The 9909-nt window shown below is 71.3% G+C and carries 8 protein-coding genes; 5 read left to right on the top strand and 3 right to left on the bottom strand.

Annotated elements, in window-relative coordinates; genetic code table 11:
• The first annotated feature begins 120 nt into the window (after nucleotides 1-120).
• Complete coding sequence (locus AB0J58_RS38760) at nucleotides 121-813, top strand: response regulator transcription factor (protein WP_364225306.1); 693 nt, start codon at nucleotides 121-123, stop codon at nucleotides 811-813.
• Entirely contained in the window at nucleotides 807-1997 is a 1191-nt protein-coding gene (locus tag AB0J58_RS38755) for a histidine kinase (RefSeq protein WP_364225303.1), read from the top strand. The genes AB0J58_RS38760 and AB0J58_RS38755 overlap by 7 nt, the downstream gene beginning before the upstream one ends.
• On the opposite strand, the gene AB0J58_RS38750 is transcribed toward AB0J58_RS38755, so the two are convergent.
• A complete protein-coding gene (locus AB0J58_RS38750) occupies nucleotides 1946-2647 on the bottom strand; it encodes a hypothetical protein (RefSeq protein WP_364225300.1) in 702 nt (233 codons plus the stop codon). The genes AB0J58_RS38755 and AB0J58_RS38750 overlap by 52 nt on opposite strands.
• A 397-nt stretch (nucleotides 2648-3044) precedes the next feature.
• Between AB0J58_RS38750 and AB0J58_RS38745 the strand changes: the two genes are divergently transcribed.
• The 3 genes from AB0J58_RS38745 (at nucleotide 3045) to AB0J58_RS38735 (ending at nucleotide 6464) form a co-directional block, all read left to right on the top strand.
• Complete coding sequence (locus tag AB0J58_RS38745; RefSeq protein ID WP_343964670.1) at nucleotides 3045-3638, top strand: RNA polymerase sigma factor; 594 nt, start codon at nucleotides 3045-3047, stop codon at nucleotides 3636-3638.
• Entirely contained in the window at nucleotides 3631-4674 is a 1044-nt protein-coding gene (locus AB0J58_RS38740; RefSeq protein ID WP_364225298.1) for a CU044_5270 family protein, read from the top strand. Before AB0J58_RS38745 ends, AB0J58_RS38740 begins: the two co-directional genes overlap by 8 nt.
• 104 nt (nucleotides 4675-4778) lie before the next feature.
• Nucleotides 4779-6464 carry a heparinase II/III family protein gene (locus tag AB0J58_RS38735; protein WP_364225295.1) on the top strand — a complete coding sequence of 562 codons (1686 nt, stop codon included), beginning with the start codon at nucleotides 4779-4781 and terminating at the stop codon, nucleotides 6462-6464.
• Here the strand turns inward: AB0J58_RS38735 and purU are convergent.
• Together purU and AB0J58_RS38725 are read right to left on the bottom strand one after the other, a co-directional pair.
• The gene (purU, locus tag AB0J58_RS38730) at nucleotides 6440-7324 is read right to left on the bottom strand and encodes a formyltetrahydrofolate deformylase (protein WP_364225292.1); all 885 of its coding nucleotides are present in this window, start codon (nucleotides 7322-7324) and stop codon (nucleotides 6440-6442) included. The two genes, AB0J58_RS38735 and purU, sit on opposite strands and share 25 nt — an antisense overlap.
• Nucleotides 7321-9774: an FAD-dependent oxidoreductase gene (locus tag AB0J58_RS38725; RefSeq protein ID WP_364225289.1), complete on the bottom strand. Its 2454-nt coding sequence runs from the start codon at nucleotides 9772-9774 to the stop codon at nucleotides 7321-7323. The genes purU and AB0J58_RS38725 overlap by 4 nt, the downstream gene beginning before the upstream one ends.
• Nucleotides 9775-9909 lie beyond the last annotated feature (135 nt).

Genomic DNA, 9909 nt, shown 5'->3' with positions numbered 1-9909 from the left:
GGCGGCGGGGGGCCCCGCCACCCGACGGACCCCCGCTCCGCCACACGGCGGACGGCCGGTCGGCCACGGCACCTCGGCCGGGGTGGTCCGCAGGCGGTCGATCTCGGTAACCTGCTACGCATGCCTGGTAGGACGGACGGTCTCGCGAGGATCAGGCTGGTCATCGCGGACGACCAGGCCATGATCCGCACCGGGCTGCGGTTCGTCGCGGAGAGCGCCGCGGACATCGAGGTCGTCGGGGAGGCCGTCGACGGGCTGGAAGCCCTCTCGGTGACCCGGCGACTGCGGCCGGACGTGCTGCTGATGGACATCGCGATGCCCCGGCTGGACGGCCTGGGCGCCGCCCGGCGACTGCTCTCGGACCCGCATCCGCCCAGGATCGTCATGCTGACCACCTTCGACACCGACGAGAACCTGCACGCCTCGCTCCGCGCCGGAGTGAACGGCTTCCTGCTCAAGACCTCGCCCCCCGAGCAGCTCATCGAGGCGGTACGGGTGGCGGCGGCCGGCGACGCGCTCATCGACCCGGCGGCCGCCATGCGGGTGATCGCCTCGTTCACCGCGCACCACAGGCCGGTCGCACCACCCGAGCTGGCCACGCTCACCTCGCGTGAGCTGGAGGTGTTGCGTCTGCTCGCCCGGGGGCTGTCCAACCCCGAAATCGCCAGGAGGCTCCAGGTGGGCAACGCGACCATCAGGACCCACGTCGCCCGGGTGCTGCACAAGCTCGGCCTGCGCGACCGGATCCAGGCCGTCGTGTTCGCCTACGAGGCCGGGGTCGTGCGCCCCGGACAGCGGGACCGGTCGTGCTGAGGAGACCGCTCGGCGACTGGCGGCCGACCTGGCTGGATCTCCTTCTCTCCCTCGCCGTGGTGATCACCGGCCTCGTCGAGTCCTTCGGCCGCCAGGGCTCCCAGCCCGGCCAGATCAGCGATCCGGTGCCGCTGGCGGTGGGGGCGGTCGTCGCCGGGACGCTGCTGCTGCTCCGGCGCAGGTTCCCCACCGCCCTGCTCCTCGCGCTGATCTCGATCGGCCTGGCCGTGCGGGCGGTGGCGGGCGACGGCTACTACGCCGCCTGGCACTTCTACTCGACGCTCATCCTGGTCCACACCGTGGCCAGCGCCGCGGAGCTGCGGAGCCGTCGCGGGCTCACGGGGCTGGCGTGCGTACTGGTGGCGTACGCCGGCCTGCAGACGTTCCAGCGCAACGACATCGCCGAATTCATGATCAGCGCCGTCTTCATGGGGGTGGCGTACGGGAGCGGCATCCTGCTGCGTCGCCAGATCGACCGGACGTTGCGGCTGGCGGAACGCGCCATCCGCCTTGAAGTGGAGCGCGAGGAGCGGGCCCGGCAGGCGGTGGCGGAGGAACGGGCCCGGATCGCCAGGGAGCTCCACGACATCGTCTCGCACAACGTGAGCGTGATGACCCTGCACACCGGCGGGGTGCGGATGCGGCTCGGCGAGGAGCACAGGCGGGAGCGCGACATGCTGCTCGGGGTCGAGAAGGCCGGCCGCGAGGCGGTCGAGGAGCTCCAGCTCATGCTGGGGGTGCTCCGCAGGACCGGCGATCCGGACCCCGGCGTCTCCCAGCCGGGCCTGGAGCGGCTGGACGAGCTGGTCGCGCAGGTCAGAGAGGCCGGGTTGGACGTCCGCCTCCGGATCACCGGCGAGCCGCGTGCCCTGCCGCCGGGACTCGCGCTCTCCGTCTACCGGGTGATCCAGGAGGCTCTGACCAACGTGCTGAAGCACTCCCCCGCCGCCAGTGCCGACGTCGTCATCGCGCACGGCCTGACCGGGCTGGATGTGGAGATCACCGACGACGGCACAGGAGGCGGGCGCCGCTCGGACGGGCGGCGCCCTGGCGGGCACGGTCTGATCGGGATGCGCGAGCGGGCCGCGTTGCACGGCGGCGAGCTGTCCGCCGGTCCCGTCCCCGGCGGCGGTTACCGGGTGGTCGCCCGGTTCCCGCTGGGCACCCCGGCGGCGACCGGCTGACCCGCTTCCCGCCCGGCCCACTCCGCGTCGGTCATCCGCAGCATCCGCAGCCCGATCACACCGGAACCGGCCAGGTAGAGCAGGCCGCCCACGGCCGTGCCGATCGGGAAGACCAGGGTTCCGAAGACGCCCGCGATGATCGCGAAGGGCGCCCACCACGGCCCGTGGCCGGCGTAGGCCAGGGCCAGTCCGAGCAGGAACAGGCCGAGCAGCCCGAGGAAGCCCGGGATCTGGAACCCGAAGGTGGCACCGGGATCGGCGAACGCCTGCTCGGCGAGCATCTCGCCCTGGGCGGGCGGCAGGGCGCGTTCGAGCCGGGAGTAGAAGAAGTCCCCGAGCATCAGCCCGGAGAAGTTCACCACGCCGAGCAGCGCGAGACCACCGGCGAGATGGCCGAAGACGACTCCCCGGTGCCGGATGAGGTGGATCATCCCGATGATTCCCGGGATCATCAGCACCCAGCTCCAGTGCAGCAGCGAGGCGCTGACCGAGACCTGTTCCGGATACCTGCCGTAGACGCCGGTGGTGTCACCGCCCTGCCGCAGGGCCGGGTCGACGACGGCGCCCGCGATGTAGAGGAGCGGCGCGACGATGAGGCACACCCCCGCGGCCCATCTGCGGAAGCCGAGTGGATTGGAGAGCGACGGCATGAGATCTTCCCTTGCGTTCCGGCCCGCGCCTGGACCGGCGGGGCGAGGCCGGGAACGCTAGGCGACGACGCGGCGCGCGTCGTCCTCCTCATGGCCTATCGTCGCTCCGCTGTCCGGCGGACCTCCTGCCCCGCGCACCGCGACGCGGATCCGGCGCCCGGCCCGCGGGGTTCACCGCGCCGGGCGCGACACGTGGACACCGGAGAGGAGTCCGGAAAGGAGGCCCACGGCGGGCGCCGGGAGCGGACCGGCCGGGGACGTTCACCGGCGCCGTGTTCCGGCGGCGCGGTAGGCGGGCTCCGCGACCGTGAAAGCGAATCGGCGGATCGGGCGATAGAGAGGGACCGCCGTTCGCGTTCGAAGGATTGCACATGACGGGAAGACCATCGTGACCGCGATGTCCTGGGCCGCCCATCCGGCGGAGGACGCCCACGTCGTCCGGCTCTCCCTCGCCGAGTCCGAGCGGTTCAGCGCGATCTTCGACACCTACTTCGGCGAGATCCACCGCTACGTCGCCCAGCGGCTCGGCGCCGACGCCGCGGAGGACATCGTCGCGGAGACGTTCCTCACCGCGTTCCGCAAGCGGGCGCAGTACGACCCGTCGCGGGCCGGCGTGCGGGCCTGGCTGTACGGCATCGCCACCAACCTCATCGGCAGGCACCGCCGCGTCGAGGTGCGAACGTTGCGCGCGCTCGGGCGCCACGGCCCCGACCCGGACACCCCGGGGCACGAGGAGCACGTCGCCGTGCGGGTCAGCGCGGAAAGCCTGCGGCCGAGTCTCGCGGCGGCCCTGGCCGGACTACACCAGCGGGATCGCGACGTCCTGCTCCTCGTCGCCCTGGCCGGGCTGAGCCACGAGGAGGTCGCCACCGCCTTGGGCATCCCGTACGGGACTGTCGGGTCACGGCTGAACCGGGCCAGGAGGAAGCTACGCGCCACGCTGGGCGAGACCAACCCGATGCTGGAGTCCGAGGAGGCCGATCGTGGATGAGCTGAAGACGGTCCGCGAGCTGTACGGCGAGCCGCGGCTCGATCCGCTCCTCAAGGCCAGGGTGCGCGGGTTGCTGACCGACGAGCCCAGGAGGCGACGGTGGCGGCTGTCATGGACCGCGGCCGTGGCCGGCCTCGCGGCCGCCGCCGTGGCGGTGGCGGTCGCGGTCGCGGTTCCCGGCATGACCGGGGAGGCGGGGGCGCCGAACCGGGTCGCGACGATCTCCGGGCGGTCGGTCCTGCTCGCGGCGGCGACCACCGCCGAGTCGGACCCCGCGGCGGCGAACGCCTACTGGCGCGTCAGGAAACTGCACCGGCGGACGTACCCGGAGCGGCTGGGCAGGGGGGCGAACCGTTACTGGGTGGTGGAGTCACGGCTCACCGAGCAGTGGGTCGCCAGGGACGGCCGGGTCTGGTCCGCCTCCCGGGCGCTGGGGGCGCGCCCGGGAAGCGCGGCCGACGAGGAGGCCTGGCGTCGCGACGGTTCCCCCACCGAATGGTCGAGCCAGGGAGAGGTGCTCTCCACCTCGCCGGAGAAGGGCGAGCTCAGGGCCATCGCCGGCAAGGTGCCCTTCAGCATGGCCGGGCACGAGATGACCTTCGAGCAGCTCCAGAGGCTCCCGGTCGCCCCCGCCGCGCTGAAGGAGTGGGTCACCGAGGCGGTGAGCGACGTTCCGGCCGGCACCGTCGACGGTGTCGTCGCGGACGCGCTCAGCGGCCTGCTGTGGAGCAAGCCGTCGCCGCCGGACGTGCGCGCGGCCGCCTACCGCGCACTGGCCGAGCTGCCGAACATCCGGTATCTGGGCAGCGCCACGGACGAGCGGGGCCGGGCCGGAGCCGGGTTCTCCTTCACCGTTCAGCCTCCCGGGGCGCGGAACGGCGCGGCCGTGCGGCGGACACTGATCATCGATCCGGACAGCTCCCAGGTGCTCTCCTCCACGGTCACCGGCCCGCCGGGGGTCAAGGGCGACCAGGTCGAGCTGGTCCTGGAGGCGGGCTGGACCGATGACCGGCCCGCCGTTCCCGAACTTCCCTAGCCCACCCGGGGGACCTGCCCCCGCACGCTGACGACCCGTTCGCCCTCGCCGCCCCTTCGCGGGTGCGCGGGTAGGCCGCCCGAGACACTGTTTGGAGCAATCGCTTGTTTTGGCATGCCCGTACGGCGCTCGACCTGATCAGGAATCGTCCCGAGGCGCCCTCGCTCGCGACGAGTGAAGGACCGGTCGTCTGCCCCGCCGACCGGTTTCCCGCGATCAAGGTGTCCGAGGTCATGGCGGGCCTGGTCAGGCTCGTCGGCCTGCCCCCCGTCGACCTGGGCACCGACATCGACTGGCGGACCGACCCGCACCGGAACCGCTCCTGGACGCTGAACCTGCACGCGCTGCGGTGGGTGGGCGGGCTGATCGCCGAGTACGAGCGCTCCGGCGAGGCGGAGTACCTCGACCGCGCCACCCGGATCGCCGAGGACTGGGCGCGCGCCAATCCCCGCGGCGCGGCCGGCGTCAGTCCCTGGGCCTGGGCCGAGCACCCGGTCGCGCTACGCGCCCCGGTCCTGGTCTGCCTCAGCGCGCACGTGCGCGACGACTGGCTGTCGGAGAGCCTGGTCGAGCACGCCGAGATCCTGTCCGATCCCGCGCTCTACCGGCGGGGTCACAACCACGGCCTGGACCAGGACATCGCGCTGCTGACGGTCGGCTGCCGTCTCGGCCAGGAGCGGTGGAAGGACCTGGCCGTCCGGCGGATGACCGACTCGGCGGAACTCGCCATCGACGCGCAGGGCGTGCTGCACGAGCAGGCTCCGCGGTACGGAATCTACGTCCACCGGCGGCTGGGCGTCGCGATCGAGGCGATCAGGGCGTCCGGGGCCGAGGTCCCCGCGGGGCTCGTCGCGCGGCGCGACTCGCTGGAGACCTATGTCAGCCATGCCACCCAGCCCGACGGCCGCCTGGTGCCGATCGGCGACAGCCCTGCCGACACGCGCCCGAGCGGTTTCCGGCACGGGGAGGACACCGTGCGGGTGTTCGACGACGGTTACGTCTTCGGCAGGACGGCGTGGGACGACCCGGAGTCGGCCTTTTACTCGATCAGGTTCGGTGCCGGCCGCCGGCTGCACGGCCATGAGGACCATCTGGGCGTCACCTACCACGCCCACGGCCGGGACATCCTGGTGGAGGCGGGTTTCCACTCCTACGAGCGGACCGCCTACCGGAGGTGGACGATCTCCCCCGAGGCGCACAACGTGCCCGTCGTGGTGGGCGCGGACCTCCGCGAGGGGACGGCGACGCGCCTGGTGGGCTCGTCCGTCACCCCGGCGCGGCAGTGCTACCGGTTCACCGACACCGCGTACGGCGTCAGCCGTACGCGGTCGGTCCTGGTCGGCCACGGCGCCGACCTGATGGCCGTGCTGGACTCGGTCCCGGCGGGGTCGGCGCTGCGCAACCTGTGGCACTTCGCCCCCTCGCTCACGGTGGTCGCCAACCGTGACGGCCGGGTGGTCCTGGCCGACGGGGAGTGGCGGGTGACGCTGCTCCAACTCGCGACGCCCTCGGGCCGGCCGCTCGGCGGGCAGACCGTGCGGACCGAGACGATCGCCCTCGGCCACCTCAGGCAGGCCGAGGCGACGACGGTCCTGTCCCCGCCCGCCGAGTCGGTACTCACCCTGATCGTGCCCGGCACCGCCGACCCCGAGGTCACCCGGTCCGGCGGACGGCTGAGCGTCCGCACTCCCGGCGGCCACGTCTCCCTACGCTGGGACCCCGACCTGGGTTTCGCCGACCGGGCCCCGGCGCACTCCGGCGACGGTCAGGTGAAGACGACCGTACGGTGACCGTTGAGCAGCACCCGCTGCTGCACATGCCACTGGACGGCCCTGGCCAGGGTGCGGCACTCGGTCTCCCTGCCCAGCGCGACCAGGTCCTCCACCGACGCCGAGTGGTCGACCCGGGCGACGTCCTGCTCGATGATCGGGCCCTCGTCGAGGTCCGAGGTCACGTAGTGCGCGGTCGCGCCGACCAGCTTGACACCGCGCTCGTGCGCCTGGCCGTAGGGGTTGGCCCCCTTGAAGCTCGGCAGGAACGAGTGGTGGATGTTGATCGCCCTCCCGTCCAGTTCCTTGCACAGGTCCTCGGAGAGGATCTGCATGTACCGGGCCAGCACCACCAGGTCGACCTGGTTCTCCTCGACCAGTTCGAGCAGCCGCTGCTCGGCGGCGGGCTTGGTCTCCTTGGTGACCGGCACGTGGTGGAACGGGATCCCGTGCCATTCGGCGAGCGGCGCGAGGTCGGGGTGGTTCGACACGATGGCCGGAATCTCGACCGGCAACTGCCCGGACCGCCAGCGGTACAGCAGGTCGTTGAGGCAGTGGTCGAACTTGGAGACCATGAGCAGCAGCCGCGGCTTGACGCCGAGGTCGTGGAGTCTGTAGTGCATCTGGAACCGTTCGGCCACCGGACCGAACTCGTTCTCCAACTCCGCGACCGACGGCGTGGCCGGACCGGTCCGCAGGTGGACCCGCATGAAGAACAGTCCCGAGTCCGGGTCGCCGAACTGCTGGCTCTCCGCGATGTCGCAGTCGCGCCGGAAGAAGAAGTCGATGACGGCGTGCACGATGCCGGGCCGGTCGGTGCACGACAGCGTGATGACGATGGACTTCTTGCCGCTTTCCATGTGCGTCTCTTCCTGGCTCATGCCTTCAGCCTCGAACCGGCCGGGTCGAACGGGGCGCGCAGGCTCACGTTCGCCTCGAGGATGTCCCCGGCCACGTTCAGCTGGTAGGTCCCCGCGTTGATGTACTCGGCGTCGACGAGGTCGTGCTCGCGTTCGATGTACGCCAGCCCCACGCCCTTGCCCAGCGTCGGCCCGAAGGCCGCCGAGCTGACGAACCCGGCCGGCTCGCCGTTGCGGAGGATGAGCTCGCCTCCCCACAGCGCCGTTCCGGCGTCGTCGACGGTCACCGACACCATGCGGCTGGTGACGCCGTGCTGCTTCTGCTTCTCGACGGCCTCACGCCCGCGGAACGCGATGTCGGTGTTGAGCTTGCACGCGAACGACATGCCGGCCTCGACCGGCGTCCGGTCGGGCGTGAGCTCGCGGCCCCAGGCCCGGTAGCCCTTCTCGATGCGCATCGCGTCGATCGCGTAGTGGCCGATCGGCAGGAGGCCCAGGTCCGCACCGGCGTCGGTGAGGTGTTCGTAGGCGGTCACCGTGTACTCGGTGGGGATGTAGAGCTCCCAGCCCAGCTCACCGACGTAGCTGACCCGGGTGGCGCGGCAGGGCACCGGCCCCAGCTCGATCTCCTGGCTGGTGTAGAAGGGGAACCGCTCGCTCGACAGGTCCGCCTTGGTGAGCCGGTTGAGCAGTTCGCGAGACTTCGGTCCCATGATTCCGAGCACCGCGTACGACGAGGTCACGTCGACGACCTGGGTCCGGCAGCCCGCGGGCAGGTTCACGGTGATGAAGTGGTGGTCACGGGTGGTCTGCGCCGAGCCGGTCACCAGCAGGTACTCGTCGCGGGCGAGCCTGGTGATCGTCACGTCGGACTCGTAGCCGCCGCGGTCGTTGAGGATGCCGGTGTAGACGGTGGTGCCCGGCTTGACCGCCATGTTGGCGGTGCACAGGTACTGGAGCGTCTCCTCGGCGTCGGGCCCCTTGATGAGGAACTTCGAGAACGCCGTCTGGTCGAGCAGGGCCACCCCGTTGCGGGTCCCCTCGACCTCCGCGTTGACCTGCGGGCGCCAGTTCTGGTGACCGAAGGAGTACTCCACCTCCTTGGACACCCCCTCGGGGGCGAACCAGTTCGGCCGCTCCCAGCCCATCCTGCTGCCCATGACCGCGCCCGCGGCCTCCAGCAGGTGGTGGACGGGGGAACGGCGCAGCGGCCGGCCGGTCTCCGGTTCGCGGTTGGGCCAGGGGATCGCGTAGTGCAGGCCCAGCGTCTCCTTGGTCCGCTCCCGCAGCCAGGTCTCGTTGCCGTTGAACTTCGCGAACCGCCGTACGTCGACCGGCCAGAGGTCGCGGGTGCACTCGCCTTCGATGATCCACTCGGCCAGGGCCAGGCCCGCGCCGCCCGCCGAGGCGATTCCGGTGGAGTTGAACCCGGCCAGCACGTACATGTTGGGGATCTCGGGGGTCTGCCCCATGATGAAGTTGTTGTCGGGGGTGAAGCTCTCCGGCCCGTTGTAGAACTTCTTGATCCCGGTGGTCTCCAGCGCGGGGACGCGGATGATCGCGTTCTCCATCAGGACGGCGAACTGCTCCCAGTCCTCGTCGAGCAGCTGGAAGACGAACGGGTCGGGGATGTCGTGCGGGCCGACCCACGGCTTGGCGTCGGGTTCGAACCCGCCCATCACCAGGCCGCCGACCTCTTCCTTGAAGTAGATGTAGCCGTCCTGGTCGCGCATCACCGGCAGATCGCTGGTGATGCCCTCCATCCATTCGGTGACCACGTAGAAGTGCTCGACCGAGTGCAACGGGACGGTTGTCCCGGCCATCGCCCCGACCTGTGCCGCCCACTGGCCGGCGCAGTTGACGAGGATCTCGCACTCGATCGTGCCGGCCTCGGTGCGCACCCCGGTGACCCGGCCGTCGACCACGTCGATCCCGATGACCTTGGTGTTCTCCAGCACCTTCGCGCCCCGGTTGCGGGCGCCGCGGGCGAGGGCCTGCGTCATGTCGGTGGGGTTGGCCTTGCCGTCCCCGGGCAGCCAGACCGCGCCGACCAGGTCGTCGGTCCGCATCATGGGCCACTTCTCGCCGGCCTCGGCGGGGCTGATCACGTGCGCCTCGACGCCGAACGCCTGCGCGGTCGCCGCGGTCCGCTTCAGCGAGGTCATCCGTTCGGGCGAGCGGGCGACCGAGAGGCTGCCCGACTGCTTCCAGCCGGTGCCGAGCCCGGTCTCCTCCTCCAGCGTCGCGTAGAGCTCGGTGGAGTACTTGATCAGCTTGGTCATCTCGTTCGTCGCGCGCAGCTGGCCCACCAGCCCGGCGGCGTGCCACGTGGTGCCACACGACAGGCTGCCCTGCTCAAGCAGGACGACATCGGTCAGACCCAGTTTGGCCAGGTGAAAGGCGACACTTGTCCCGACGATGCCGCCACCGATGATGACGACCCTGCTGCGTGCTGGCTGTTGTGCGTTCATGACTTCCCATGGTGGTGGCGGTTCACTGAGTGAATCTGCGGTTCATTCAACGGGTCGACAGCGGCACTGTCAACGGGTCGGCGGTTAACTTCTTGTATCCCGGGAGGGCCGCCGGCGGCGGCCCCAGGGCACGCC

It is taken from the genome of Streptosporangium sp. NPDC049644 (assembly GCF_040675205.1).
Taxonomy (GTDB): Bacteria; Actinomycetota; Actinomycetes; order Streptosporangiales; family Streptosporangiaceae; genus Streptosporangium; species Streptosporangium fukuiense.
This window is presented reverse-complemented; position numbering and strand designations above follow the sequence as displayed.

Coding starts and splice junctions, on each gene's coding strand:
- AB0J58_RS38760 (WP_364225306.1), top strand. CDS start 121: ATGCCTGGTAGGACGGACGGTCTCGCGAGGATCAGGCTGGTCATCGCG.
- AB0J58_RS38750 (WP_364225300.1), bottom strand. CDS start 2,647: ATGCCGTCGCTCTCCAATCCACTCGGCTTCCGCAGATGGGCCGCGGGG.
- AB0J58_RS38745 (WP_343964670.1), top strand. CDS start 3,045: ATGTCCTGGGCCGCCCATCCGGCGGAGGACGCCCACGTCGTCCGGCTC.
- purU (WP_364225292.1), bottom strand. CDS start 7,324: ATGAGCCAGGAAGAGACGCACATGGAAAGCGGCAAGAAGTCCATCGTC.
- AB0J58_RS38725 (WP_364225289.1), bottom strand. CDS start 9,774: ATGAACGCACAACAGCCAGCACGCAGCAGGGTCGTCATCATCGGTGGC.